The organism is Microbispora sp. ATCC PTA-5024 (assembly GCF_000511135.2).
In the GTDB taxonomy this organism is placed as follows: Bacteria; Actinomycetota; Actinomycetes; order Streptosporangiales; family Streptosporangiaceae; genus Microbispora; species Microbispora corallina.
Genome location: NZ_KI866523.1, coordinates 1692589 through 1719228, shown reverse-complemented (window position 1 = coordinate 1719228; position 26640 = coordinate 1692589). Strand labels below are relative to the sequence as shown.

The window sequence follows — 26640 nt, the reverse complement described above, 5'->3', positions numbered from 1 at the left end:
TCCTGCGACGCACGTCAGAGAACGCGGCCGCCGCACCCGCACGCGGCCGTTCTCCGCCGAGGCCGTCGCCCCCGGGCTCACGAGGGCGCCCGGCCGGACTACTCCTCGCGGGCCCGACGGTACGTGCACACCTGCACGCCGGTGTCGCCCGCCGACGTGCCGGCCAGCTCGTACGCGCGCATCACGCCGTCGCCCGGGAAGATCGTCTTGCCACCGCCGAGGATCACCGGCATGACCACGAGCCGGAGCTCGTCGACCAGTTCCTCGTGAAGGAGCGTGCGCACGAGCGTCGGGCTCCCCATGACCACCAGGTCGCCGCCGTCGCCGTCGCGCAGCTTCCGGAGGTGGGCGACAGCCTCCCCGCCGGGGATACGGGTGGTGTTGTTCCAGGTCAGCTCGTCGTCGCCCAGCGTCTCCGACACGACGTACTTCGGGATCTCGTTCATCCGGTCGGCGAACGGGTCGCCGGCCCGCTCGGGCCACGCCGCGGCCATCCCCTGCCACGTGCGGCGCCCGTACAGGAGCGCGTCGGCCCCGGTCAGCGTGGCGCTGAACGCGCCGCCCACCGTCTCCGGGTCGAAGAACGGGCCCGCCCAGCCGCCGTGGGCGAAGCCGCCGTCGGTGTCCTCCTCGGGACCGCCCGGCGCCTGCACGACACCGTCCAGGCTGATGAACTCGATGACCACGATCCGCATCCGACTCACTCCTCTTGGGGGTCGTTCTCAGTGATCCCAAACTATTGCCGACAAATAAAGTTGTCAAGGAGCTTCTTCTTGTCAGCGTGCGCTCGCGTCCCCGAACGGCGTGGGCGGCGCGCCAGGGCCCGATGACGCGGGAGAGGGCACAGCCATGACCTGCTCCGCATGAGTGAGAACGACGGGCCCCTACTGGTGGAGCCGCCGGTCGCAAAGGCGACGAGGCCGACACCCTGGTGGGGTCGCTGGAACGGCAGCGGCGCTGTGGGAGGAGGCGGGCCGGGCTCTGAACCCGGCCGTCCCTCACAGGCGGGGCGGCCTCTGAACCCGGTCGTCCCTCAGCCGCGGGGCTCGGCGGCAGAGACGGGCGTGGTCGAGGCGCGCACCACGAGTTCGGTGGCGAGCTCGACGCGGTGGGAGTCCACCTTCTCCCCGGCCGCCAGGCGCAGCGCCGTGCGCACCGCGACCGCGCCCATCTCGCGCAGCGGCTGCCGGACGGTGGTCAGGGGCGGCGAGGCCATCGGGGCGATCTGGGTGTCGTCGAACCCCACGATGCTGAGGTCCTCCGGCACCCGCAGCCCCCGCGCCCTGGCGGCCTCCAGGACGCCCAGCGCGATCTCGTCGCAGCCCGCGAAGATAGCGGTCGGCGTCTCCGGCAGGTCGAACAGGGCCGCGCCGCCGGCCACCCCGTCCTGGTAGTGGAAGTGCCCCGACCGGACGTAGCAGGGCGGGACGGCGGCGCCGACGGACTCCATGGCGGCCCGGTAGCCGTGCAGCCGGGCCTGGTTGCAGCCGGCGGTGGCCAGGCCGCCGAGGTAGGCGATGCGCCGGTGACCGAGCGAGAGCAGGTGCTGCGTGGCGGCCAGGCCACCGGCGAAGTTCGTCGACCCGACGCTCGTGACCGGGGTCTGCGGCAGGTTCAGCGGGTCGATCACCACCAGCGGCAGCTGCGCGCGGGACAGGGCGGCGAGCTGGCCCGCGGTCAGCTCGCTGGTCACCGCGATCAGCGCCCGCCGTCCCGCCGCGACCAGGCCCCGCGCCCACGCCCCCACCCGGTCGGCGCTCGTCCGGATGCTCACGACGACCGCGACGTCGAGCTCGGTCCCGGCCTCCACCGCGCCCTGCACGATCTCGGTGGAGTACGCGTTGAGATCGGTGTCGAACTCCACCTCGATCGTGTCGAGCACGGCCGCCTCGCCCCGGCGCTGGGGCGGGGCGACGTACTCGTGCTGCTCGAGCAGGGACAGCACCAGGGAGCGGGTCGCCGGGGCGACGTCGCTGCGGCCGTTGAGGACCTTCGAGACGGTCGCGACCGACACACCCGCCGAGGCCGCGACCGTGGCCAGCGTGGCCCGTCTACGACTGGCCGGCATCTGTTCCTCCCTGCTGTGTGGCGCGAGGGTCCGGTGTCAGGCCGCCCCCGCCGCTCGGCGGGGGTCCGCCGTCAGTCCACGTCCACGGGCGTGACCAGCCGCCGGCCCCGGCCGACGTGACGCACCGAGCCGGTCAGCCGCACGCGGCCCCGGCACGGCAGGTCGGTGGCCGACGTGCCCACGAACACCTCGACGTCCCCGGGCTCCACGATGCGCCGCAGGTCCCGTCCGGTGAAGGCGGTGCGGTCGGCGTGGACGGTGAACGTCGCGCGCGCGCTCGCGCCGGGCTCCAGCCGGACCCGGGCGAACCCGGCGAGCTGCAGCACCGGCCGGGTGACCTGCGCGAGCACGTCGTGCAGGTAGAGCTGGACGACCTCGTCGCCCGCCCGCTCGCCGGTGTTGCGCACGCGCACCGACACGGTGAACTCGCCGTCCGTGGGCACCTCGTCGTCGCTGATCCGCAGGTCGTCGACCTCGAACGTGGTGTACGAGGCGCCGTATCCGAACGGGAACAGCGGGGTCGGGTCGAGGTTGCTGATGCCGTGGCTGTTGGAGCCGAGCGGCGGCTGCAGGTAGGTGCCCGGCTGGCCGCCGGGGACGCGCGGGATCTGCACCGGCAGCTTCCCGCCGGGCTGCACGCGGCCGGACAGGACGCCCGCGATGGCCGCGCCGCCCTCCTCCCCCGGCATGAAGGCCTGGACCAGCGCCGCCGCCCCTCCGGCCACCTCGCCCAGCGCGTACGGGCGGCCGGAGACCACGACCACCACGACCGGCGTGCCGGTGGCGGCCAGTTCGAGCAGCAGGTCCTCCTGCACCCCGGGCAGCCGCAGGTCCTCGGCGTCGCAGCCCTCGCCCGACGTGCCCTGCCCGAACAGCCCGGCCAGGTCGCCGACGACGGCCACGCAGAGGTCGGAGTCCCGGGCCGCCTCGACGGCGGCGGCGAACCCGGCCGTGTCGTCGCCGCGCACGTCGCAGCCGCGCTCGTGCACCAGCTCGGCGTCCGGCAGCTCGGCCCGCAGCGCGTCGAGCAGGCTGGGCGCGTCGACGCCGAGCCCGAGCCCGGGGTAGCGCGGCAGCACGTGGTTGGGGAAGGCGTAGCAGCCCATGAACGTCCGGGGGTCGTCGGCGCACGGCCCGACCACGGCCACCCGGCGCGGCTCCGTGCGCCCCTCTCCGCGCAGCGGCAGGGCGGTGCCCGCGTCGAGCAGCACGATCGACCGCTCGGCCAGCTCCCTGGCCAGCTCCCGGTTGGCCGGCGAGTCCAGGTCGAGGGCCTCCGCCCCGGCGACCGACTTCTCCGGCGTCCATCCGGGGTCGAGCAGTCCGAGCTCGACCTTCTGCGTGAGCAGGCGGCGGGCCGCGCGGTCGATCAGGGACTCCGGCAGCTCACCCCGCCGTACCCGCTCGGCCAGGTTCTGGCCGAAGCCGAGCGTGTCGGGCAGCTCGACGTCGATGCCCGCGGTGAGCGCCTGGACGCCCGCCTCGTCGTAGTCCGCGGCGACCTGGTGGGTCGTCGCGAGGAACGGGACCGCCCAGTAGTCCGACACCACGGTCCCGGTGAACCCCCACTCGCCGCGCAGCAGGTCGGTCAGCAGCCACGAGTCGGCCCCGGCGGGCACGCCGTCCACGTCGGAGTAGGAGTTCATGACCGACCTCGCGCCGCCCTCGATGACGGCGGTCTCGAACGTCGGGAGGATCATGTCCATCAGCTCGCGCCGGCCCATCGGCACCGGCCCGTGGTTGCGGGCCCCGCGGGAGGCGGAATATCCGGCGAAGTGCTTGAGCGTGGCGATGACCCCGGCGCTCTCCAGGCCGCGGACGTAGGCCGCGCCGAGCATCGCGACGAGGTACGGGTCCTCGCCCAGGGTCTCCTCGACCCGGCCCCACCGGTAGTCGCGCACCACGTCCAGCACCGGCGACAGGCCCTGGTGGACGCCCACGGCGCGCATGTCGCGCCCGATGGCGGCGGCCATCCGCTCCACCAGGCCGGGGTCGAACGTCGCGCCCCACGCGATGGCCGACGGGTAGACGGTCGCGCCGTACGTGGTGAAACCGGTCAGGCACTCCTCATGCACCAGCGCGGGGATGCCGAGCCGTGACTGCTTCACCACCTCGCGCTGCAACCGCACCACCTCGGCCGCGCCCTCGGCCGGGGTCACCGGGGCGCTGCCGAACACTCTCGTCAAATGGCCCAGCCCGTGGCGGATCGCCTCCTCGAACGGCACCGTCCCGGAAGCCCTGAAGACGTCCTGCATGGGGGCCACGTTCATCGGGCCCGGGCTGTCCTCGTCGGACTCATTTTCCTGCTCGAACTGCATGTCGTTGCCGATCCACCGGCTGCCGAGCTGGCCGATCTTCTCCTCCAGCGTCATCTCCCCGAGGAGGGCCTCAACGCGATCCGCCACCGGAAGCGCCGGGTCCTGCCACGGCCGGAGGATCTGGTCCGCGGAAGTGCCGTCTAGCGCCGTCATCTGCTCTCCCCAGGTTGAAAGTGTTCCCGCAACCGTCCGAAACTTTTCGAGGCGTCGGAGCGGCTCCGCCCGACATCCTGGTCCGTGCGAGATCACCAGGTGAACGCCCGTGCGAGAGTACCTTACACACGCTTCATCCCAATTTGGCGAGGGTGCGGGATCACCCTTGACAGTGCCGAAGTGGATATCTAAATTGACGTGCCACGCGGCCTGTTTCGAAAATGTTTCGACACGGCGAGTTCAAGGAGGAGCGGGCGCGTGGCATCGGAGGCGTCGATCGCCGACCGCCGGCCACCCGCACTTTGATGGTTCACTTTGAGCCGCGGTCAGCCTCGGCATCGACGTACGGAGATCAGCGTGGAGTCCAGGACAACATCCCGCCGTACTTTTCTTTCTCTCTCCATGGGCCTCCCCCTGGGTGCCGCGTTGGCGGCCTGCGGCACCTCCGGCCCGGCCCCGAGCGGCGGGGGCGCCGGTGCCGGCGCCAGCGGCAGCGGGACCAAGGCCACCTACTGGTTCCTCCAGGGTCCGCCCGGTGAGGCGCCCCGCACCGCCGCCGTCAAGCGGTTCAACCAGGCCAACCCGAACGGCCAGATAGCGATCACCACGATCCAGAACGACGCCTACAAGACGAAGATCAAGACGGCGATCGGGGCGGGCCAGGCGCCCACCATCATCTGGGGCTGGGGCGGCGGCGGTCTGCGCAGCTACGTGCAGGCCGGTCAGGTCGAGGACCTGACCTCGTGGTTCGACCAGAACGCCGCGGTGAAGGACCGGCTGTTCCCCTCCTCGTTCGGCGCCGCGACGATCGACGGCAAGATCTACGCGATGCCCTGCGAGACCGTGCAGCCGATCATCCTGTTCTACAACAAGAAGGTCTTCGAGAAGGTCGGGGTGCAGCCGCCGCAGTCGTACGGCGACATCCTGGACCTGGTGAAGAAGTTCAACGCCCAGGGCATCGCGCCGTTCTCCCTCGGCGGCCAGTCCCGGTGGACGAACATGATGTGGCTGGAGTTCCTCTTCGACCGCATCGGCGGCTCCGAGGTGTTCCAGGCCGTCTTCGACGGTGAGAAGGACGCCTGGAACAACCCGGCGTCCATCGAGGGCCTCACCAAGATGCAGGAGCTCATCAAGGCCAACGCCTTCGTCAAGGGCTTCTCCTCCATCACCGCCGACTCCAACGCCGACCAGGCGCTGCTGTACACCGGCAAGGCCGCGATGATGCTGCACGGCAGCTGGTCGTACGGCATCCAGCAGGCGCAGGGCGGCGACTTCGTCCCCAGCGGCGGCCTCGGCTGGATGAACTTCCCGCCGGTCGACGGCGGCAAGGGCGACCCGAGCGACACCGTCGGCAACCCCGGCCAGTACCTGTCGATCTCCTCCAAGGCGTCCCCGGAGCAGAAGGAGATCGCAAAGAAGTTCTTCGCCAACGGCCTGCTCGACGACCAGGAGCAGAAGGACTGGGTCGGGACCGGCGGCGTGCCGATCGTCAAGGGCTCCGACAAGCTGTTCACCGGCTCCAAGGACGCCGAGTTCCTGAACTTCATCTACGGCGTCGCCAGCAACGCCAAGGTGTTCGCCCAGTCCTGGGACCAGGCGCTCAGCCCGACCGCCGCCGAGGTGCTGCTCGACAACATCGCCAAGCTGTTCCAGCTGTCGATCAGCCCGCAGCAGTTCGCCACCAACATGAACGCGGTCATCGGCAAGTGAGCATGTCCGCGACCACCACTGGACGGACGCCGTCCGCCGTCGCGCGTGAGGCGCGCGGCGGCGGCGTCCTGCCGTGGCTGGCCCTACCGGCCCTGCTGGCCTTCGTGGCCTTCGCGGTGATTCCGCTGGTCGGGGTCCTGCTGCTCAGCTTCACCTCGTGGGACACCCTCGGCGAGATCAAGCTGACCGGGTTCGAGAGCTGGCGGGCGGTGCTCACCGACCCCGGCCTGCCGCACGCGCTGTGGGTGACGTTCCTGATCACGGTGCTCTCCTGGGCGGTCCAGACACCCTCCAGCATTCTGATCGGGGTGTTCCTGGCGGGCCGCCAGCGGTACAGGGAACTGCTCGCGGTGCTGTACTTCATCCCGCTGCTGCTCAGCTCGGCGGCCATCGCGATCACCTTCAAGGCGCTGCTCGACCCGAACTTCGGGCTCGGCGCCGGGCTGCACATCGACCTGCTGACCCAGGACTGGCTCGGCGAGCCCAGCCTCGCCATGGGCGTCGTGATCTTCGTGGTGTCCTGGCAGTTCATCCCGTTCCACTCGCTGCTCTACCAGGGCGGCGTGCGGCAGATCCCGCGCTCGCTGTACGAGGCCGCGGAACTGGACGGCGCGGGGCGCGTCCGCGTGTTCTTCAACATCACGCTGCCCCAGCTCAAGTACACGATCATCACGTCGTCGACCCTCATGATCGTCGGCTCCCTGACCTTCTTCGACCTGATCTTCGTGCTGACCGAGGGCGGTCCCTCCGACGCCACCCGCGCGCTCGCCCTGGACATGTACAAGCGCGGCTTCCAGGCCAACCTCATGGGGCAGGCCTGCGTGATCGGTGTCATCCTCGTTATCGTGGGCCTCGCCCTGGCACTGCTGCTGCGCCGGCTGGGCGGCCGCAACCCCAACGCCAGCCAGTTGGAAGGTGCCTGACGGTGAGCGTGAGCCAGACGACGACCGGGATCGAGCAGACGGCCGCGTCCAAGACGAGCCACCGCCGGCCCGGCAGGACCCGCCAGCGGCCCAACTGGCTGGGTGGCACGGTGAGCTGGCTGTGGCTGGCCGTGGTGATCATCCCGATCTACTGGATCGTGGTCACCAGTCTGAAGACGCAGACCAACTACTACATGACCAACCCGCTGGCGCCGCCGACCGATCCGACCCTGGACAACTACCGGCTCGTGCTCCAGCTGGACTTCCCGCTGTACTTCCTGAACAGCCTCATCGTCGCCGCCGGCACGGTGATCCCGTCGGTGCTGTTCGCCTTCATGGCGGCGTACGCGATCGTCCGGAGCGCCGGCGCCAGCCGGTTCCTCCGCTCGGTGAACTCGCTCTTCCTCATGGGCCTGGCCATCCCGCTGCAGGCGACGATCATCCCGGTCTACCTGATCATCATCAAGCTGCGCCTCTACGACTCGCTGACGGGACTGGTCCTGCCGTCGATCGCCTTCGCGATCCCGTTGTCGGTGCTGGTGCTGGCCAACTTCATCCGCGACGTGCCCAAGGAGCTGTTCGAGTCGATGCGGCTCGACGGCGCCACCGAGTGGATGACGCTCTGGCGGCTGGCCTTCCCGCTCACCCGGCCGGCCGTGGTGACGGTGTCGATCTACAACGCGCTGACGGTGTGGAACGGCTTCCTGCTGCCGCTGATCCTGACCCAGAGCCCCGACAAGCGCACGCTGCCGCTGGCGCTGGCGGCCTTCCAGGGAGGCCCGTACGGCGTGAACGTGCCGGCCGTGCTCGCCTCCGTGGTGCTGACCATCGTGCCGATCCTGGCCCTCTACACGATCGGCCGCCGGCAGCTCCTCAGCGGACTGACCGCCGGCTTCGGCAGATAGCCGCAGGCACACGACGGCCCGGGCCCGCCGGACAGGCGGCCCGGGCCGCGGCGCGTCCAGGAGCCGCCACCCGCGATGCCCGCGCGCCGGCCTGATCGGGTCACACCGCCCAGCGGCCGCCGTCCACGAGCAGGCGGCGGGTCAGGGCATCAGCGGGAGGCGGCCGACGATCTTGTCGACCCGGTTGCGCGGGCCGACCACGCTGACGGCGGAGTAGGCGACGTCCTCGGCGGGAGTCTCCTTCATCGCCCCGAGGTAGTCGGCGTAGACCCGGGTGTGCTGGGCGGCGGCCGGCATGTCCGCCACGAAACAGCCGGCCGAGGAGGCCGCCTTCGCCCTTACGGCCCGGAGGGCGGCGGCGTCGGCGACCAGGACGGAGCACCCGGCCCAGGGCAGGCCCGGATGGACGAGCCCGCCGCCGTCCACGGCGTCGTCGCCGAGCAGGCCGCCCACCGCCGCCGAGGTCGCCGCCGCCACGCACGCGGCGGCGTTGACCGCACGGCCCGCGGGCAGCGCGCCGTCGACCACGATCACCCACTTCAGGCGTGCGGCCCGGGTCGGCGCGGTGGTGTCGATCTCGTCCGGCGCGAAGCCGACGGCCGGGCCGGTCGCGCTCTCCATCGTGTTCTCGTCGGCCATGCCGCCACCTTCTTGATCAGATGTTCGGGGTTTCCCGTCGTATGCTATGAATCCGTACGGCTATGCTGCAATCGATCCGTACTTGTATCGGCGATCGGCGCGTTTGGGCGGTCATGGACGAACTTGATAAGGCGATCCTGGCGGAACTGCAGTCGGATGCACGGAAGACCAACCGCGAGGTCGCGGCGGCCGTGGGGGTCTCGCCCACGACGGCCCTCGACCGGACGCGGGCCCTGAGGGAGCGAGGGGTGATCCGCGGCGCGATCCTCGACGTGGACCTGCCGTCGATCGGCCGCCCGGTGCAGGCCCTCATCGCCGTCCGCGTGCGTCCTCCGTCGCGGCGGAACATCGAGGGCTTCCGCAACTGGGTCTCGGCCCTGCCGGACACCCTCGGCGTCTACGTGACGACCGGCACCGAGGACTTCATCGTGCACGTCGCCGTCCCGGACAATGCCGGCCTGTACGCGTTCGTGATCGACAGGCTCACCGAACGTCCCGAGGTCGCCGACGTCCGGACCTCGATCGTCTACGAGCACATCCGCAACACCCGGATCGCACCGGCCGTCCCGTAGACGCGTTTCCGGGACAGATCGCCCAGAACGGGCCAGGATGCCGGGAAAGCCGTCCGCGAGGGGAGCGTGTGAGGCCGCGCGGGGCACACGGTCGTCCTGGCCACCGAGAGACCCGAACAGGTCCGCATGGGGAACCTGGGCGGAGCGGCGTGACGACCCGACGTCACGGAGACGGCCGGGTCAGCGGTCGAAGGCCGGGTAGACCGGCAGCGGCGGCGCCGCCCACGTCGCGGCGAAGACGTCCAGCAGCAGCCGCATCGTCTTCACGAGCGCGGGGTACTCCTCCAGCCCGCTCGCCGTCTCCCACCGGTGCCGCAGCACCTGCCGGATGGTCGGGACCGGCCGGCGCGTCGGGTGCATGGGCCCGTCCTCGTCCAGGACGCGCGCCAGAAGCGCCGCCGTCACGTCCACCGTCCACACGGCGACCGCCCGTGCCGTGCCCGCCTGCCAGACGGCGTCGTCCGCCAGCTCGGGGAACGCCGGGACCACCTCCGCGCGGAACGCCCGCTCCACCTCCGCCGCCAGGCCGGCCGGGAGCCGGAAGACACACCAGCAGGTGGAGAACGGCATCCGGCAGTACGCCGCCGTCAGGAAGACCGACTGGAAGCCGGCCGCCTCGAAGTCCAGCAGCCGCAGGCCGTCCGGGGCGAGCAGGTTGTTGTCGGGGCAGGTGTCGCCCGGCGTGAACGCCGGGTACTCCCGCTCGACCGTCTCGCGGATCGCGGACAGCTCGTCCGCCAGCCCGTACGGCACGGGGAAGCGGGCCGCCTCCAGCCACGCGAGCAGACCGGACATCCGTTGCCCGATCCACGGCTCGTCCTCCCAGGACGGCACGCCCAGGTCGTAGCGGGCGCGCAGCCGGGCCAGGTCGGCGCGCCGGCCCGCCGACCGGGCGGCCAGCCGTCCGAGCCCGCGGGCCCAGGCCAGCAGGCCGTCGGCCCCCGCGGCGGGGTCGTCTCCCAGCAGCACGTCCGCCAGGCTCGGCGCGGTACCGAGATCGGCCATGACCACCAGCCGCGCCGCGGGGTCCGCGCCCAGCAGCCGGGGGCCGGCCAGGCCCAGCGACAGCCCGGCCGCCTCGGACGTGAAGGAGCGCAGGCCCTCCCGCTCGGCGGCGTACGACTTGACGATCACGCTGCCGCCGTCGCCGGTACGGCATCGCAGCACCGTGCTGCGTCTGCTTCCGCCCAGGTCGACCGGGTCGTACAGGTCTGTCTTCAGCAGCTCCGCCGCGGCGCGCACGATCCGGTCCACTCCCGCATGCTCCCAGCGCCGCTCCCGCTCATCCACAGGAAATCCGGTACGGCTCAGCTGGCCTGCGGCGCGGCGAGGGCCGAGAGGATCTGGCGGGCGATGAGGCGGTGGCCGGCGGCCGCGGGGTGGTCGCCGTCGCCGGCGAGCAGGGCCGTGTCGTCCCCCGTGCCGCCGGGGCCCTTGAAGGGCGTGTAGAGGTCCACGTAGCGGACGCCGGCGGCCCGGGCCGACGCGGCGATCGTGTCGTTCACGGCGCGGGTGAGGCTGTCGCTGTTGGCCATGTACGCGTCGCCCTCCGCGCGGCCCACGGCCCCGTCGACGAACACGTTCCAGTAGCCGGTGACGAGGATGCGGCTGCCCCGGCGCGTCTGCAGCGCGCGCACCCTGGCCAGGATGGCGTCCATGTCGGTGCGCAGCCGGGTCAGGTCGTCGCGGTAGCAGGCCAGGCCGGCTCCGGGGCCGCAGTCGTCGTCGGTGACGGAGCCGCTGTCGAAGTCGTTGGCGCCGATGGTGATGATCGTGAGGTCGGCGGAGACGAGCGTCCTGCGGGCGGAGTCGTCGTCGAGCTGGTCGAGCAGCCCCTGGGTGGTGAGCCCGCCGGAGGCGAGGTTGTCGGTCGCGACGTCCGTGCCCTGCCGCGCCGCCAGGGCCTGGCCGACCAGCGAGACGAACGGCGTGCAGTCGCAGGCGGACCCGGCGGGCACCGAGTCGCCCAGCGCGACCACGTTCCGCACCGCCGCGGACGACGACGCCGGGGATGACGACGCCGGGGATGACGTCACAGGGGACGGCGACGCGGGCGCCCGCGACGCGGGGAGGCGGCGGGCGTGCGCCACCGTCATGTGGGGGGCGATGCCGGTCCGGTCCCCCGCGGGGAGCGACGCGTGCAGCGCGACGCCGGCGAGCGCGATCACGGACAGGAGGATCGCCCGCAGGCGGAGGCGCGTCCTGCGAGCTCCCCGTGCGGCGCGCCGGGCATGTCGATCACCTGCGGTCATCTCGCGCGTGAGGGGAGGGGACATCCGGCCATGGTGCACCACGGGCCCGGGCGAGCCGTACCCGGACCCCCGGCGACGAGGGCGGGGGCCCCGCCCCCGGCCCGAGGTCACGAACGCGCCCGGCGGGGGTCGGACAGCTCGTGCGAGACCCACCGCAGCGCCGGTGAGAGCATCGTCCCCCACACGCCGTAGTTGTGGCCGCCGCTGGGCAGGACGGACGAGGCCACCGTGGTCGGCGCGCGGACGACATCGCGCAGCCGCGTCACGTCGGCGGCCGTGTCCGCGTCCTGCCGGGTGCCCATCACCAGCAGCGACACCGGCGGGCGGCTTCGGGTCAGCACCTGCAGCAGATCGTTGGCCCGCAGGAGGCCGGGCGACCGCGTGACGGCCGGCGCCGTCGGCGTGAAGTAGCCGGAAAGGCTGACGGCCGCCGCGTACTGCCGGGGATGCTGGACGGCGAGCTTGACGGCGCAGAAACCGCCCTCGGAGTACCCCATCGCCGCCCAGCCCGCGCCGTCCCTGCGGGCCCGGAAGTTGGCGGTCACCATGTCGCGGACGTCCTCGGCCGCCCAGGTCTCCGCCGCCGGGCCGCCCGGGATGTCGGTGCAGTCGGTGTCCAGGCCAGGGACCACCTCCATGGTGGGCGCCACGAGGATGGCGGGCTCCGCCTCGCCCCTGGCCATCTCGTGCCGGAGCAGGCCGGTGACGTCGAGCATGGTGAACCAGTTGTGGACCGGCCCGGGATAGCCGGGCAGCAGCTCGATCGCCGGGAAGCGCGTGTGCCGGTAGGCGGGCAGGCCGTACTGCGGGGGCAGCCACACGTACACGTCGGCCCCGATGTGCGTCCTCGGCCCGGTGTAGTGCACCACCCGCACCCCGTCCTCCCCGTACGGCGCGAACGTCAGGCCGGCCGCGGTCCGGAGCCCGTGCTGGTCGTGCGGGGTGAGCGACGCGAACGAGCCGGCGGCGGAGTCGGACCCGACGAGGTCGTCCCAGGTCGCGTAGAACTCGAACTGGTCGTTGACGACGACGGCGACGGTGAGCACGGCGCACACCTGGCAGGCGAGGGCCAGCCCGGCCCTCCGCACGGCCTGCGACGGCGCCGAGCCGCGCAGCCGGCCCCCCAGCCACACCGACGCGGCCGTCACCGCGATCGTCAGCACGATCGTCCCGACGAGAAGCGGCACCCCGAGAAGGCTCATGAGACGGCCTCACACAGTTCCTGGCCCCCACCCCCCGCCGGCGTTGGCCGCGACCCGTCGCACGTTACTACAGGCCCCGTCAAGCGTGCCTAAGCGTCGGGGAGATCCCCGGTCCTACCGGGCAGACCACATCGAACCTCTGATCGATTGATAAATCATGATCGCCATCTAGGCTCGCGCGTATGGGAATCCCTACGGAACCGATAGGTAGCATCCCCCGGCCCGCGGCCCTGGTCGCCGCGCTCGCCGACCATGCCGCGGGACGGATCGGCGACGCCGACCTGGCCGCCCGGCAGGAGGAGGCGGTCGCCGACACGATCGGCCGCCTGGAGCGGATCGGCTCCCTCGTCCTCACCGACGGAGAGCAGTCCAAGCCGAGTTTCGTGACGTACCCCCTCTCCGGGCACGACGGCCACAGTCCCGACGGCGCCGTCATCCCGTTCGCCGACGGCCACACCCGGCGGCTGCCGCGCCTGACGGCCGGGCCGTTCCGGTACGGCGCGCACGCCGCGACCTACCTTCGCGCCGCGCGGCGGCACACGGACCTCCCCGTCAAGCAGGCCGTGATCGCGCCGTCGGCGCTGAGCCTGCTGTACCCCGCGGAGGGCGTCGACGGCTACCCCCGCGAGGCGTTCGTCGACGACCTGGCCGACGAGGCCGAGGCCGACATCCGCGGCTGCCTGGAGGCCGGGGCGCACGTGGTCCAGCTGGACTTCACAGAAGGGCGGCTGTCGCTCAAGCTCGACCCCGGCGGAGGGCTGCTGGACGACTTCGTCGCCCTCAACAACCGGGTGCTGGAGCGCTTCTCCCCGGACGAGCGCGCCCGGCTCGGCGTGCACACCTGCCCCGGCGGCGACCAGGACTCCACCCACAGCCTCGACGTCGACTACGCCGGCCTGCTGCCGAAGCTCTTCCGGCTGAACGTCGGGAACTTCTACGTCCAGCTCGCGAGCGAGCCAGACCCGGAGCGGGTGCTGACCGTCATCCGGGACCACCTGCCGCCCGGGGCGCGGGTCTTCGTGGGTGTGACCGACCCGATCAGCGGCGTGGCCGAGACGGCTGAACAGGTGCGCGACCGGGTGCTGCTGGCCGCCCGCCACATCCCCGCCGATCGGCTCGGCACCTGCGACGACTGCGGGTTCGCGCCGTTCGCCGACGACACCTCGACCTCGCGCGACCTCGCCTTCGACAAGATCGCCGCCAGGATCGAGGGGACGGCCGCGGCCGCGGAGGCCCTGGGCGTCTGACCTGCGGCCGTTCACCCCCGGGCGTGCCACGGACCCTGATCGGCCCGTGGTACACCAGAAGGGGGGAGGTGGCGCGCATGCCCCGTCACCTGGAGGTGGACGCGCCGGCGCTCGCGGCCGCGCTGGTCGCCCCGCTGATCCTGGCGGCCGTCCTCGTCCCGTTCCGGGCGCGCCTGCCGGTCGTGGAGGTCGCGCTCGTGCTGGTCGTGGTCGTGGTCGCGGTGGCCGTGCTCGGGTCCCGGCTCGCCGGGGTGGTCGCGGCGCTGTCGGCCGCCCTGTGGTTCGACTTCTTCTTCACTCAGCCGTACGAGCGCTTCGCCATCGGCAAGGCGGCCGACCTGGAGACCACGGCCCTGCTGCTCGTGGTCGCGCTGGCGGTCTCCCAGCTGGCCGCCCGCGCCCGCCGCCTGGAGGTGGTGGCGATCACCGACGCGAAGTACCTGTCCCTCATCCACGACACGGCCGCGCTGACGCAGTCGGCCCGGTCGGCCGACACGGTGGTCGACCACGTGTGCGAGCAGCTCGGCGACCTGCTGGGCCTGCGCGGCTGCCGGTTCGAGTACGGCGCGCTGCTCGGCCGTCCGGCACGGCTCGAACAGGACGGCTCGCTGATCGTGGGCCACCGGCGGTGGGACGTCGACCGGCGGGGCCTCCCGGACGAGGAGATCGAGCTGCGCACCTTCGGCAACGGGCACTTCTACGGCAGGTTCATGCTCCGGCCCGTGCCCGGCACGATCCCGCCGCCGCAGGCGCGCCTCGTCGCGGTCATCCTCGCCGACCAGGCCGGGCGCGCCCTCGACACCGCGGCCGCCGCCCGCGGCCGCGAGTGACGGAGGGCCCTCGCGCGTCCCCGCCCGCGGCCGCGAGTGACGCGCGGATCAGTGGGCTGTGGTCCCCGCCGGCGTCCCGGTCGCGGGGGCGGCTTCGGTCGCGGCGGCGTCCCCGCTCCCGGGAGTGCCTTCCGCCAGGAGCTCCCGCACCCGCGGGATCACCGCCTCGCCGTACAGGCGGATCGTGGTCATGAGCTTGTCGTGCGGCAGCGTGCCGGAGCTGTACTTGAGCGTGAACCGGTCGACGCCGAGGGCGCGCACGGTCCCGGCGATCTTCGCGGCCACCGTCTCGGGCGAGCCGACGTAGAGCGCGCCCCTGTCGGCCTCGGCCTCGAAGCGGGCCCGCGTCGTGGGACCCCAGCCCCGCTCCCGGCCGATGCGGTCGTGCATGGCCCGGTAGTGCGGCCAGAGCTCCTCGCGCGCCCGCTCGTCGGTCTCGGCGACGTGGCCGGGCGAGTGGACGCCGACCGGCAGCCGCTCGGCGCCGAACTGCTCCAGGGCGTGGTGGTACAGCTCCACGTACGGCGCGAAACGCTCCGGCTGCCCGCCGATGATCGCGAGCATGAGCGGCATCCCGTACCGTGCCGCGCGGACCACCGACTCCGGACTGCCGCCGACGCCGACCCAGGCGCGCAGCCGCCCCGACTCCGTCTTCGGGTACACGTGCTGGTCCTCCAGGCCGGGACGCAGCCGGCCGTGCCAGGTCACCGGGCCCTCGTCGAGCAGGTGGTGGAGCAGGTCGAGCTTCTCCTCGAACAGCTCCTCGTACTGCCCGAGGTCGTAGCCGAACAGGGGGAACGACTCGGTGAACGAGCCGCGACCCAGGATGATCTCGGCGCGGCCCCGGGACACCGCGTCCAGCGTCGCGAACTTCTCGAACACCCGCACCGGGTCGTCCGAGCTGAGCACCGTCACGGCCGTGCCGAGCCGGATGCGCTCGGTGCGGCCCGCGATCGCCGCCAGCACGATCTCGGGCGCGGAGACGGCGAAGTCGTCCCGGTGGTGCTCCCCGACGCCGATCGCGTCGATCCCCACCTCGTCGGCGAGCACGGCCTCCTCGACCACGTCGCGGATCACCTGCGCGTACGGCAGCCGGGTGCCGTCGGCGCCCACGGTGACGTCGCCGAACGTGTCGACACCGAACTCGAGTGGTACGGACATCCTTCGCCTCTTTCTCTCCTGCGCGAGCAGTAGAGGCCAACCACGGCGTCGCGGCGGGCATTCCGGCGGCCGGGGGGCGTCCGCGCTCAGGACGGGTCGAAGGAGAGGGGGAGGCGCAGCCCGAGCTGGGCGTATATCTGCAGCTGGTCGTAGTAGGCCCGGTGGCTGGCCACGAGGCCGTCCGCCACGGTAAAAAACCAGGAGCAGCGGGTGTGCACGATACGGCCCGTGGCCTCCAGGACGTCGCCCCCGACGACCAGGTACGGCCCGGTGTTCGTGCCGGTCGCCAGCAGCTCCACCGCGACGGAGTCGCCGTCGGCGAGCTTCTCCCAGAGCGTGACGTGGAGGTCGGGGAACCCCTGCCACATCTGGAGGAAGTACGAGGCGATCTCCTCGGGGTCGGCCGACTCCATCTCCGGGCCCACCAGGACCGCGTCCGGCCGGTAGCACCGCATCACGGCGTCCAGGTCGTGCGCGTTCATCGCGTCGACCAGCCGGTCCACGACGTCGGGCATCGCGGAAGCACCCCCCTCTCCGTCAGCGTACTGAGAGGGGGGCAACACCAGGCCAAGCGGAGCACATGGCTCCAGATGCAACCCTCGGCGCCGGGCGGCTCAGCCTTCGGCGTCCTGCGGGTACCAGCGCAGCTCCACCGTGTTGCCGTCCGGGTCGCGGACGTAGACCGAGGTCGCGCGGCCCCGGGCGCCGAAGCGCGGCACCGGCCCCTCCAGGACGTCGAAGACGCCCGAGCGGATGACCTCGTGCCAGTCGAGCGGCTCGACCACCAGGCAGATGTGGTCCACGTTCGACTCGCCGCGCGTACCCCGCATGAAGTCGATGATCGTCTCCGGGGTGACCCGTGCCGAGGGGAACGGCGCCGAGCCCGCCCGCCACTCGGTCACCCGCACCGGCTCCAGGCCGAGGAGGCCGCAGTAGAACTCGAGCGACTTCTCGACGTCGCCGACGGTGAGCACGAGGTGGTCGAAGGCCTTCACCCGAAGGCCGGCGGCCGTCACCGCGTCTCCCCGTCCGTCTCGCCGGTTCCCCTCGGGTGGTCGCTGATCGTCGTCGCGCTCATCGGATCCCTGTCGTCGTATGAGTGGTCTTCGCGCTCCTCACGATGCTCCGGGCGGCGCCGGGGAATCAAGCCCGGATGGGGACGACGAGCCCCGGCCAGGGGCCGGCGGCCCCGGGGGAGGGGTCAGGCGGCCAGCAGGGCGAGGTCGGCAGGGGTCAGCCGGATCCGGGCGGCGGCCATGTTCTCCTCCAGGTGGCCGAGGGAGCCGGTCCCGGGGATGGCGAGCGCGACCGGGGAGGCCGCCAGCAGCCACGCGAGCGCCACCTGCGCGGGAGTGGCGTCGTGGCGGCCCGTGACCTCGGCCATCCGTGCCGGGTCGAGCGGGCGCAGGCCGCCCCCGAGCGGGAAGAACGGCACGAACGCGATGCCGTCCTCCTCGCACTGCTTGAGGACGTCCTCTCCGCCCCGGTCCTGCACGTGGAAGTTGTTCTGCACCGCGGCCACCGGCGCGATCGCCCGGGCCTCGGCGAGCTGGGCGGCGTCGACGTTGCTGACGCCCAGGTGCCGGATCAGTCCCTCCTCCCTCAGAGCGGCGAGCACGGCGAACCGGTCGGCGATCGACTCGCCGCCGGGGTCGCCCATGCCGCCCACCCTCAGGTACACGAGGTCGAGCCGGTCGAGGCCGAGGCTGCGCAGGTTGTCCTCCACCAGGCCGCGCAGCCGCTCCGGGCCTGCCTGGTGGCTGGGGACGCCCTCCTCGCCGAGCAGCGGCCCCACCTTCGTCGCGATCACCAGGTCGTCCGGGTACGGCGACAGCGCCGTCCGGATGAGGTCGTTGGCGGCCACGCCGCCCCACCGGTAGAACCAGGCCGTGTCGATGTGGTCGACCCCCAGTTCGACCGCGCGGCGCAGCACCGCGACACCGGTCTCCGGGTCGCGGACGGCCCCGCGGAACGTGCCCGTCGGAAGCCGCATGGCCCCGAAGCCCAGCCGGTGGACGGGGAGGTCCCCGCCGAGAAGGAACGTGGTCACAGGTGTGTCGGTAGTCATGCGCCCAGCCTTCACCCGGGGGCGCCCGCGGCCCAACGCCCTGGCAGCAAGCTGCCAGACCGCCGGGGACGATAATAAAGGGGTGGCGGACGACCGGGTCATCACCGTACGCGGCGACGCGGAGCTCGTCGCCCGCGCCGGCCACCTGTTCGCCGGCGTCCGGAGCGAGTTCGTGTGCGCGGCCCGCGACCTCGACACGTGGTCGCAGCCGGAGGCGCGGCGGGCGACCGAGCGACGGATGCGCGCCGAGGGCGGCTTCCGGGTGCGCAAGCTGCTCACCCCGTCCGCCCTGGCCGGCGAGGAGGCGCGCCGCCACCTCCGCGAGGTCGCGGAGAACGGCGGGCACGTGCGGATCAGCTCCGCGCCGCTCCCGCACGAGACGATCCTGATCGACCGGCGGGTGATGATCCTCGCCGGCGCCGACGGCCCCGGCCCGCGCGAGTACACGCTGACCGCCTCCCCCGCCCTCGTGAACGGCGTGTACGCCCTGTTCGAGGCCGCGTGGGACAGCGCGTCCGACCTGGACGCCTACCTCGGCCGCGACGCGCCCCACCTCGACGCCGGCGGCCGGGCGATCCTGCGCGCCCTCGGGTCCGGGCACACCGACGAGACCGCCGCCCGTGAGCTCGGGCTGTCGCTGCGCACGTACCGCAGGCGCGTCGCCGAGCTGATGGCGACGCTGGAGGCGGAGTCGCGGTTCCAGGCCGGCCTGCGCGCGGGCGAGCTCGGGCTCGGCGGCTGAGTCACCCCGCACCCTAGGGGTGGGCGCGGACACGGTTAGGGGTTGGGCGGCCGCCGGGAGCCCGGTCACTGTGGAAGTCGACCGAACTCCCCCCGACTCCCCCTCGGGAGAGGCCATGAGGCACGCCGTCGTCATCGGAGCCAGCATGTCCGGCCTGCTGGCCGCCGCCGCGCTCGGCACGGTCGCCGAGCGGGTCACCGTCCTCGACCGGGACGAGCTGCCGGAGGGCGACGTCCACCGGCGCGGCACCGCGCAGAGCAGGCACGCCCACGGCCTCCTCGCCCGCGGCCTGCAGGTCATGGAGGTGCTGCTCCCCGGGCTGACGGAGGAGCTCACCGAGCGCGGGGCGTTCGGCGGCGACCTGCAGGGCGACGTCCGGTGGATCAACGAGGGCCGCCGCCTGGCCCCCGCCCGGGGCGACATGCCGGGGCTCCTGGTCAGCCGCCCGCTGCTGGAGGGTCAGATCCGGCGCCGCGTGGCGCTGCTGCCCGGCGTCGAGCTGTGCGGCGGCCGCCAGGTGGGCGACCTGGTCGCCGACGGCGGCCGGGTCACCGGCGTGCGGCTGGTCACCGGCGAGACGATCGGCGCCGACCTCGTGGTCGACGCCTCGGGACGGGGCTCGCGCGCCCCCGCCTGGCTGCGCGGGCTCGGCTTCCCCGCCCCCGAGGAGGAACGCGTCGAGATCGACCTGACGTACTGCACGCGGCTGTTCCGCAGGCGGCCCGACCACCTGGACGGGGACTCGGCCGTCATCATGGCCGCGACCCGGGCGGCGCCCCGCGCCGGGGTGGCCCTGGCCATGGAGGGCGACCGGTGGATCGTCACGATCGGCGGGTACGGCGACGCGCCGCCGTCCGGCCACGAGGGCTTCGTGGCCTACGCCCGGTCCCTGCCCGCGCCGGACATCCACGAGCTGGTCGCCTCGGCCGAGCCGCTCGACGAGGGACGGCACCACCGCACGCCCGCCAGCGTGCGGCGGCGGTACGAGCGCCTCGCCCGGTTCCCCCATGGCCTCGCCGTCGTCGGCGACGCCGTGTGCGCCTTCAACCCGATCTACGGCCAGGGCATGAGCGTGGCCGCGGTCGAGGCGCTCGCCCTGCGGGAGTGGGCGGGGCGCGGCCGGCCCCCCCGGGAGCTGTTCCGGTCGATCGCCCGCGTCGTCGACCGGCCGTGGGAGATCGTGGTGAACGGCGACCTGCGGCTGCCCGGGGTGCGCGGGCGGAGCACGCCGCGCGTCCGGCTGGTGAACTCCTACCTGGAGCGCTTCCACCGGGCGGCCGAGCACGACGCCGAGCTGGGCCGCCGATTCCTGCGGGTGGCCAACCTCATCGACCCGCCGTCGGCCCTCGTGCGCCCGGCCTGCCTGCTCCGGGTCGTCCGCGCCGCCGGACGGCCGCGCGGCGCCCCGGATCCGGCCGTCCGCGACGACCGGAGCCGCGTCCCCTCCCGGTAGCCGGCGGGAGGACCGGTCAGGCGGAGGACGCGGTGACGTGGGGGACGGCCTCGTAGAGGGCCCAGTCGGCGCCGATCGCCCCGGCGGTCTGGAGCAGCAGCGGCAGGTACTCCTCCGTCAGCTTCTCCACGGACGTCTCGGCGGCGTGCGCGTTGACGTTGACGGCCGCGATCACGTTGCCGAGGCCGTCGCGGAGCGGGGCGGCCACCGACCTGATGCCCGGGGCGAGCTGCTCGTCGGTGAGCGCCCAGCCCGTGGCCCGCACCTCGCGGAGCGCCGCCCCGCGCTCCTCCGGCGTGGGCCGCCACCGCGGCTCGATGCCGGAGCGGCTCGGCTCGGACAGGACCCGCTCCACCTCGCCGGGCGGCAGCGCGGCCAGCAGGACCTTGCCGAGCGAGGTCTGGAGCGCGGGGAACCGGGTGCCGATCTGCACCGACAGGGCGACGATCTTCGGCACGGCCACCCGGGCCACGTAGACGATGTCGGACCCGTCGAGCTGGGCGATGGACGACGACTCCCCCGTCCGCGCGACCAGCCGCTCCAGGTGCGGCCGGGCCAGGTCCCACAGCCCCATCGAGCGCACGTACGTCAGGCCGAGTTCGAGCACGCGGGGGGTGAGCGCGAAGCCGCCCTGCTCGACCCGGGCGTACCCCAGCTCCTGCAGGGTCAGCAGGATGCGGCGCGCCGTGGGGCGGGCCAGCCCGGCGGCGGCCGCCACCTCGCTCAGCGACATCACGGGCCGTCCGGGACGGAACACCCGGATGACCTCCAGGCCCCGGGCCAGCGCCTCGATGAAGTCGGGACCGGTGTCCGCACGCGCCATGTACGACCGCCTCACTCGCTCGGATCCGCCGGTCCGACTCTAGCTCCCGCGCGCGGCCGCCCTGTCCGCACAGCGGCCGACCCCGGGAGTGAGCCCCCCGCGGCCGGCCAGCCCCTCCCCTCCCGTACGACCGGAGGGCCCGCCCGACCGGCCGCTGTACGGACGGCCGTCCGCGTTCACACGCCGCGGGTCGCGGAGCTGTGGTAGTCCGTGTACGTGTAGGGGTTGTCGAGGATCTTCGTCTCGGGGATGTCGGGGTTCATGCCCTTGAGCCAGGCCTCCTCGCCCATCGTCGACCGCAGGTGGTCGACGGTCCGCTCGACCTCCCGGCGGGCCGCGGCGAGGTCGGCGCCGACAAGCCGGTGGTCGTGCTTCACCACCCGGCCGTTCACGAGCACGCTGTGCACGTCGCCGCGCTGGGCCTGGAAGGCGACGTGGCCGTACGGGTTGAGCAGCGGGAACGAGACGGGCGAGGCGTCGTTCTTGATGAGGACCAGGTCGGCCTTGAACCCCGGCTCGATCCTACCGAGGTCGCCCGCCCGGCCGATCGCGCGGGCGCCGCCGCGCGTGGCCCACTCGACGACCTGGTCGGACCGGAGGCCGCAGTGGGTGACGGTGCCGCCCGTGGCGTGGGCCTCCATGTGCTCACGCGAGCGGTCGGCGCCGAGGGTGGTGCGCATGGCCGAGAACAGGTCGCCGCTCCACCACACGCTGGTGTCCATCGACAGCGACACCGGGATGCCGTGGGCGCGGATGGCCCAGGTGGGCGGGTAGCCCTGCCCGGCGCTCTGCTCGCTCTCGGTGGAGACCGAGATGGAGCCGCCGGTGGCGGCGATGCGGTGGTAGGAGTCGGCCGACAGCGAGGCGGCGTGCACGTAGACCGTCTCCGGCGTCATGAAGCCGTGGTCGTACATGAGCCGGATGCCGTCGTCGCTGGTCGCGCCCCAGACGCCGGCGTGGGTGGTGACCGGGACGCCGAGCTCGCGGGCGACCTCGAAGGCGGGCTTCTCCGGGAAGGCAGGGTCGCCGGTCACGTCGAACGCGAGCTGGAAGCCCAGCATGTCGTCGCCCGTGATCCGGCGGCGGACGAAGTCGCGGAACTCGGGGGCGGCCGTCCACTCGGCGGGCGGCTGCTGGATGTTGCCGTAGGCGAGGACGAACCGGCCGGGCACCGCCCGCAGGGCGTCGACCGCCGCCTCGGCGTGGTCGACCGTCTGCAGGCCGTGCGACCAGTCGACGACGGTGGTGACGCCGGCGTCGAGGGCCTCGATCGCGGCCAGCAGGTTGCCGGCGTGCACGTCCTCGGGCCGGAAGAGCCTGCCGTACTCGAGGTAGTACCAGACGAAGTACTGCGTCAGCGTCCAGTCGGCGCCGTAGCCGCGCATCGCGGTCTGCCACATGTGGCGGTGGGTGTCGATCATGCCGGGCATCACGACGCCGCCGGTCGCGTCGATCTCGGCCGTGCCCTCCGGCACGTCGAGGGCGGGGCCGACCGCGGCGATCCGCTCGCCGACGACGAGGACGTCGGCCCCGGTCAGGACGCCTCGGGTGTCGTCCATCGGCAGGACCGTCCCGCCCCGCAGCACCACCGGCCGTCCGGCCTCCAGCTCGGTCCACTCGCTCATCCCGGGCTCCTCACGTGCCTCGACCTCCGACGGCGACACTTCCGAACAACTGTCCGTCAGACGGTCACCCTTCTTCGCCAGCCACTTTGATGACGCCCGATCACCCTGTCAAGAGCAATGTTCTGGCCGGTTCCTCCGGTGTCACTTGACCTTGCGTGGGCGATTCGCGCAGTATCACCGGTGCGGACGATTGTCCGTGTAACGGACGTATGGGGAACGGACGAGAGGCGAAGCCGGATGGCGGAGAGCACGCGAGCGGACGGACCTACCGGGGGCGGGCCGCTGTCCGGCGTGCTGGTGGCCGACTTCTCCCGGGTCCTGGCAGGCCCGTACGCCACGATGCTGCTGGCGGACATGGGCGCCGAGGTCGTCAAGGTGGAGGGCCCGAAGGGGGACGACACCCGCAGCTGGACGCCGCCGACGCGGGGCGAGGTGTCGACCTACTACCTGGGGGTCAACCGCGGGAAGCGGTCGATCGCGCTGGACCTGCGCGACGACGCCGACGCGGCGGCGGCCCGCGAGCTGGCCCGCCGCGCCGACGTGCTGGTGGAGAACTTCAAGCCGGGCGGCCTGGCGAAGTACGGGCTCGACTACGACGCGGTGAGCGCCGGCAACCCCGGCGTCGTCTACGCCTCGATCAGCGGCTTCGGCTCCGGCCCCGGGAGCGACGTGCCGGGATACGACCTCATGGTGCAGGCGATGTCGGGCCTGATGAGCCTCACCGGCGACCCGGACGGGCCGCCGTACCGCGCCGGGATCTCGGTGTTCGACGTGATGGCGGGCAACCACGCGGTCATCGGCATCCTCGCCGCGCTGCGCCACCGCGACGCCACCGGGCAGGGCCAGCACGTCGAGGTCAACCTGCTGTCCTCGGCCCTCACCGGACTGGTCAACCACAGCTCGGCGTACGTGGCCGGGGGCGTCGTGCCGTACCGGATGGGCAACGCGCACCCGAGCGTGTTCCCCTACGAGCCGCTGCCGACCGCGGACAACGACCTCATCGTGGCCGCGGGCAACGACGCCCAGTTCCGCAGGCTCTGCGAGGTCCTCGGCATCCCGGAGGTCGCCGACGACCCGCGGTTCGCCCGCAACGCCGGCCGGACCGAGCGGCGTGAAGAACTGCGGCCCATCTTGGTCGAACGCCTCGCCGCCAAGGGCGCGGTCGAGTGGTTCGAGCTGCTGGTGGAGGCCGGGGTGCCGAGCGGGCCGATCAACACCATCGACGGGGGGTTCGCCATGGCCGAGCGGTTCGGGCTGGACCCGGTCGTGGAGGTGGGCGAGGGCGACCGGGCGGTCCCGACCACGCGCCACCCCATCCGGTTCTCGCGGACGCCCGCCGGCTACCGGCTGCCCCCTCCCGAACTCGACGAGCACGGCGCCGAGCTGCGCGAATGGCTGACCGGCCCGGAAAAGGAGGACGACGGTGCCTGAGTACCCCACCGCGCTCGGCGCGTCCTCGCGGACCTCGATCACGCTGCTCGGCCACGACCTCGCGCGGGACGTCATGGGCGAGGTCGGCTTCGGCGAGCTGGCCTTCTGGCTGGCGGCCCAGCGGCGCCCGGCGGCCGGGGAGACCCGGGTGTTCGAGGCCGTGCTGGCCGCGCTGGCCGACCACGGCTTCACCCCGACCGCGATCGTGACCCGGCTGACGTACCTGTCGGCGCCCGACTCGATCCAGGGCGCGCTCGCGGCCGGGCTGCTCGGCGGCGGATCGCGGTTCCTCGGCGTGACCGAGGACTCCGGCCGGTTCCTGCACGACGTGCTCGCCGGGCTCGGCGGCCCGCCGCCGTCCGACGACGCCGGCTGGGACGCCCTCGCGCTGGAGACCGTACGGGAGCGGCGGAAGACGGGGCGGTTCATCCCCGGGCTCGGCCATCACGTGCACAAGGACGGCGACCCGCGCGCCCCGCGGCTGATGGCCATCGCGACCGAGGAGGGCCTGTTCGGGCCGCACCTGTCGCTGTTCGCCGCCATCGGCCGCGTCCATCCCGAGGTGCTCGGCCGGACGCTCCCGCTCAACGGCGCGGGCGTCTGCGGCGCCGCCCTCGCCGACCTCGGCCTGCCGCTGGAGCTGCTGCGCGGCTTCGCCCTCCTCGCCCGTACGGCGGGGCTGATCGGCCAGCTCGCCGAGGAGCTGCGCCACCCGGTGGCGAACGAGATCTTCCTGTCCGTCGACCTCAACAACCGGTCCGTCCCGCCCGATCCGTACGCTCCCGAGGCCCCTGGAGGTTCGCATGGCTGAACTGGTCGCGGTCATCGCGTCCACCCACCACCCGTTCTACTACCGCGCCAGCACCTCGACCGGGGGGGACCGCCCGCCGTTCGCGGACGAGTGGGTGCGCAAGGTGGAGGCGTTCCGGGAGACGCTGACGCGGGCCCGGCCCGACGTGCTGGTCATGGTCGGCTCCGACCACTTCCACCAGCTCTGGCTGGACAACATGCCGCAGTTCCTCGTCGGCAAGGCGCCGTTCTACGACGCCAACTGGTACAACGAGGAGCGCGAGTTCGGGCTGCCGCGGATGCTCTTCACCGGGCAGGAGGACCTGTCGGCGTACATCCTGCGGGAGGGCCTCGACGCGGGCTTCGACCTGGCGTTCTCCAACGAGCTGCGGATCGACCACTCCATCACGTGCCCGATCATCACGCTGCGCCCGCAGAACGACCTGCCCATCGTGCCTGTCTACACCAACATCTTCGCCCCGCCGCTACCGCAGCCGAAGCGGTTCGTGCAGCTCGGCCGCACGATCCGGGAGCTGGTGGAGTCGTGGCCGGCCGACAAGCGGGTGGCGGTGATCGGCACCGGCCACCTGTCCCTCGAACTGGGCGGGCCGCGCCAGTTCGGCCCGCACGGGCCCGACCCCGAGTTCGACCGCAAGGCCGTCGAGTGGATCTCCTCGGGGGACATCGAGGGCTGCCTGTCCGAGGTCACCCTCGACAGCCTGCACCTGCCCGGCAACGCCACCCACGGCTTCATGGACTTCATGCTGATGATGGGCGTGGCCGGCGAGGGCCGCAAGGCCGACTACGTGGACACCTACGACCTGTTCCACACGATGGAGGCCTACTTCACCTGGTACCCCAACGGAGGCCCGGCGTGAGCAAGTATCTGCTGAACAAGTTCCTGTTCACCGTGGACCGCGACCCCGAGCTGGTCGAGCGCTACCGGGAGGACCCGCGGGCCACCGTGGAGGCCTGGGAGGCGGAGTACGCCAACCGCATCCTCAGCTGCCACCTGGGCGAGTCGTCCACCTGGCTGACGCTCGACGACGTCGAGCGCGAGGCCCTGGCGACGCACGACTACCCGAAGCTGTTCGAGCTCGGCGCCCACCCGTTCCTCACGCTCACGCTGTTCATCGCGATGTTCGAGCGCGACCACGAGCCGCTGGGCTTCCAGCTCGAGTACGCGAGCCGGCTGGCCCACATGAGCCTGCCCTACCCCGACATCGCCACCTGACCATGCGGGCCGCGTTGATCGAGGAGCCCGGGCGGCCGCCGCGCGTGGACGCCCGGGCCGTGCCCGTGCCCGGCCCCGGCGAGGAGCTCGTCGAGGTCCTCGCCGCCCCCGTCACGCCGCTCGACCTGCTCTGCGCGAGCGGGACGTCCTACTTCGGCCGGCCGGCCACGCCGTACGTGCCGGGTGTCCAGGGGGTGGGGACGGCCGGGGGGCGGGCCGTGTGGTTCGCCACCCCCGCCGGGATGAGGCCGGGCGACGGGAGCATGGCCGAGGCCGCCGCCGTCCCCGTGACGGACCTCGTCGAGCTGCCCGGCGGGGTCGACCCCGTCGCGGTCGCCGCGCTCGGCCTGTCCGCGGTCGCGGCGCACATGGCGCTGACCTGGCGCGGCGAGCTCGCCGCGGGCGAGCAGGTGGTGGTCCTGGGGGCGGGCGGCGTGGTCGGCCAGGCCGCCGTCCAGCTGGCGCGGCTCGCGGGCGCGCGCAGAGTGGTCGCCG

Annotated in this window: 25 protein-coding genes and 1 pseudogene; 13 read left to right on the top strand and 13 right to left on the bottom strand. The window is 72.9% G+C overall.

All coding sequences use genetic code 11. The features are described 5' to 3' along the window. Positions 1-98 precede the first annotated feature (98 nt). The 3 genes from MPTA5024_RS20580 to MPTA5024_RS20570 form a co-directional block, all read right to left on the bottom strand. On the bottom strand, positions 99-695 hold the full coding sequence (locus MPTA5024_RS20580; protein WP_036325855.1) for a dihydrofolate reductase family protein: 597 nt from the start codon (positions 693-695) through the stop codon (positions 99-101). A 338-nt stretch (positions 696-1033) separates the two neighbouring features. Further along, positions 1034-2068 (bottom strand): LacI family DNA-binding transcriptional regulator, encoded by a 1035-nt coding sequence (locus tag MPTA5024_RS20575; protein WP_036325853.1) that lies wholly within the window; start codon positions 2066-2068, stop codon positions 1034-1036. Positions 2069-2139: 71 nt separating this feature from the next. Beyond that, positions 2140-4539 (bottom strand): glycoside hydrolase family 3 N-terminal domain-containing protein, encoded by a 2400-nt coding sequence (locus MPTA5024_RS20570; RefSeq protein ID WP_036325851.1) that lies wholly within the window; start codon positions 4537-4539, stop codon positions 2140-2142. A 402-nt stretch (positions 4540-4941) separates the two neighbouring features. Between MPTA5024_RS20570 and MPTA5024_RS20565 the strand changes: the two genes are divergently transcribed. The 3 genes from MPTA5024_RS20565 to MPTA5024_RS20555 are packed head-to-tail and all read left to right on the top strand — an operon-like array spanning position 4942 to position 8077. After that, entirely contained in the window at positions 4942-6249 is a 1308-nt protein-coding gene (locus MPTA5024_RS20565) for an extracellular solute-binding protein (protein ID WP_051458391.1), read from the top strand. A gap of 2 nt (positions 6250-6251) precedes the next feature. Beyond that, a complete protein-coding gene (locus MPTA5024_RS20560) occupies positions 6252-7172 on the top strand; it encodes a carbohydrate ABC transporter permease (protein ID WP_036325847.1) in 921 nt (306 codons plus the stop codon). 8 nt (positions 7173-7180) lie between these two features. Then, entirely contained in the window at positions 7181-8077 is an 897-nt protein-coding gene (locus MPTA5024_RS20555) for a carbohydrate ABC transporter permease (RefSeq protein ID WP_442922072.1), read from the top strand. A gap of 141 nt (positions 8078-8218) precedes the next feature. Here the strand turns inward: MPTA5024_RS20555 and MPTA5024_RS20550 are convergent, their stop codons facing one another. Next, a complete protein-coding gene (locus MPTA5024_RS20550) occupies positions 8219-8716 on the bottom strand; it encodes a DUF2000 domain-containing protein (protein WP_084369828.1) in 498 nt (165 codons plus the stop codon). Positions 8717-8829: 113 nt separating this feature from the next. Here MPTA5024_RS20550 and MPTA5024_RS20545 point away from each other — a divergent pair, with 113 nt between their 5' ends. Continuing rightward, a complete protein-coding gene (locus MPTA5024_RS20545) occupies positions 8830-9288 on the top strand; it encodes an Lrp/AsnC family transcriptional regulator (RefSeq protein ID WP_036325843.1) in 459 nt (152 codons plus the stop codon). Positions 9289-9468: 180 nt separating this feature from the next. On the opposite strand, the gene MPTA5024_RS20540 is transcribed toward MPTA5024_RS20545, so the two are convergent. The 3 genes from MPTA5024_RS20540 to MPTA5024_RS20530 form a co-directional block, all read right to left on the bottom strand. Further along, a complete protein-coding gene (locus MPTA5024_RS20540; protein ID WP_051458390.1) occupies positions 9469-10542 on the bottom strand; it encodes a hypothetical protein in 1074 nt (357 codons plus the stop codon). Positions 10543-10595: 53 nt separating this feature from the next. Further along, positions 10596-11456 carry an SGNH/GDSL hydrolase family protein gene (locus MPTA5024_RS20535; RefSeq protein WP_051458389.1) on the bottom strand — a complete coding sequence of 287 codons (861 nt, stop codon included), beginning with the start codon at positions 11454-11456 and terminating at the stop codon, positions 10596-10598. A 191-nt stretch (positions 11457-11647) separates the two neighbouring features. Next, on the bottom strand, positions 11648-12742 hold the full coding sequence (locus MPTA5024_RS20530) for an alpha/beta hydrolase (RefSeq protein ID WP_063794716.1): 1095 nt from the start codon (positions 12740-12742) through the stop codon (positions 11648-11650). A gap of 182 nt (positions 12743-12924) precedes the next feature. Between MPTA5024_RS20530 and MPTA5024_RS20525 the strand changes: the two genes are divergently transcribed. Further along, positions 12925-13989 carry a cobalamin-independent methionine synthase II family protein gene (locus tag MPTA5024_RS20525; RefSeq protein ID WP_036325842.1) on the top strand — a complete coding sequence of 355 codons (1065 nt, stop codon included), beginning with the start codon at positions 12925-12927 and terminating at the stop codon, positions 13987-13989. Between the two features lie 77 nt (positions 13990-14066). Beyond that, complete coding sequence (locus MPTA5024_RS20520; protein ID WP_036325840.1) at positions 14067-14819, top strand: DUF4118 domain-containing protein; 753 nt, start codon at positions 14067-14069, stop codon at positions 14817-14819. Positions 14820-14867: 48 nt separating this feature from the next. Here the strand turns inward: MPTA5024_RS20520 and MPTA5024_RS20515 are convergent, their stop codons facing one another. From MPTA5024_RS20515 to MPTA5024_RS20500, 4 genes are all read right to left on the bottom strand, one after another. Further along, on the bottom strand, positions 14868-15980 hold the full coding sequence (locus MPTA5024_RS20515; protein ID WP_084369826.1) for an LLM class flavin-dependent oxidoreductase: 1113 nt from the start codon (positions 15978-15980) through the stop codon (positions 14868-14870). Positions 15981-16066: 86 nt separating this feature from the next. Next, a complete protein-coding gene (locus tag MPTA5024_RS20510; RefSeq protein ID WP_036325838.1) occupies positions 16067-16495 on the bottom strand; it encodes an ester cyclase in 429 nt (142 codons plus the stop codon). 99 nt (positions 16496-16594) lie between these two features. Then, complete coding sequence (locus MPTA5024_RS20505; protein ID WP_036325836.1) at positions 16595-16996, bottom strand: VOC family protein; 402 nt, start codon at positions 16994-16996, stop codon at positions 16595-16597. 185 nt (positions 16997-17181) lie between these two features. Then, positions 17182-18030: an aldo/keto reductase gene (locus tag MPTA5024_RS20500; protein ID WP_332310626.1), complete on the bottom strand. Its 849-nt coding sequence runs from the start codon at positions 18028-18030 to the stop codon at positions 17182-17184. 100 nt (positions 18031-18130) lie between these two features. On the opposite strand from MPTA5024_RS20500, the gene MPTA5024_RS20495 reads away from it, so the two are divergent. Beyond that, the gene (locus MPTA5024_RS20495; RefSeq protein WP_036325832.1) at positions 18131-18790 is read left to right on the top strand and encodes a LuxR family transcriptional regulator; all 660 of its coding nucleotides are present in this window, start codon (positions 18131-18133) and stop codon (positions 18788-18790) included. A gap of 115 nt (positions 18791-18905) precedes the next feature. After that, positions 18906-20243 carry an FAD-dependent oxidoreductase gene (locus MPTA5024_RS20490; protein WP_036325830.1) on the top strand — a complete coding sequence of 446 codons (1338 nt, stop codon included), beginning with the start codon at positions 18906-18908 and terminating at the stop codon, positions 20241-20243. 16 nt (positions 20244-20259) lie between these two features. Here MPTA5024_RS20490 and MPTA5024_RS20485 read toward each other — a convergent pair whose 3' ends face one another. Both MPTA5024_RS20485 and MPTA5024_RS20480 read right to left on the bottom strand, forming a co-directional pair. Beyond that, the gene (locus MPTA5024_RS20485) at positions 20260-21066 is read right to left on the bottom strand and encodes an IclR family transcriptional regulator domain-containing protein (RefSeq protein WP_036325827.1); all 807 of its coding nucleotides are present in this window, start codon (positions 21064-21066) and stop codon (positions 20260-20262) included. Positions 21067-21242: 176 nt separating this feature from the next. Further along, complete coding sequence (locus MPTA5024_RS20480; RefSeq protein ID WP_036325825.1) at positions 21243-22691, bottom strand: amidohydrolase family protein; 1449 nt, start codon at positions 22689-22691, stop codon at positions 21243-21245. A 237-nt stretch (positions 22692-22928) separates the two neighbouring features. Between MPTA5024_RS20480 and MPTA5024_RS20475 the strand changes: the two genes are divergently transcribed. The 5 genes and pseudogenes from MPTA5024_RS20475 to MPTA5024_RS20455 form a co-directional block, all read left to right on the top strand. Further along, entirely contained in the window at positions 22929-24122 is a 1194-nt protein-coding gene (locus MPTA5024_RS20475) for a CaiB/BaiF CoA transferase family protein (RefSeq protein WP_036325823.1), read from the top strand. Beyond that, positions 24115-24933, top strand: coding sequence for a citryl-CoA lyase (locus tag MPTA5024_RS20470; RefSeq protein ID WP_036325821.1), 819 nt, complete (start codon positions 24115-24117; stop codon positions 24931-24933). The genes MPTA5024_RS20475 and MPTA5024_RS20470 overlap by 8 nt, the downstream gene beginning before the upstream one ends. Continuing rightward, entirely contained in the window at positions 24926-25789 is an 864-nt protein-coding gene (locus MPTA5024_RS20465) for an extradiol ring-cleavage dioxygenase (RefSeq protein WP_036325819.1), read from the top strand. The genes MPTA5024_RS20470 and MPTA5024_RS20465 overlap by 8 nt, the downstream gene beginning before the upstream one ends. Further along, positions 25786-26145, top strand: coding sequence for a hypothetical protein (locus MPTA5024_RS20460; protein ID WP_036325816.1), 360 nt, complete (start codon positions 25786-25788; stop codon positions 26143-26145). The genes MPTA5024_RS20465 and MPTA5024_RS20460 overlap by 4 nt, the downstream gene beginning before the upstream one ends. 2 nt (positions 26146-26147) lie before the next feature. Continuing rightward, positions 26148-26640 (top strand): annotated as a pseudogene (locus tag MPTA5024_RS20455) (quinone oxidoreductase family protein); the annotation flags it as partial.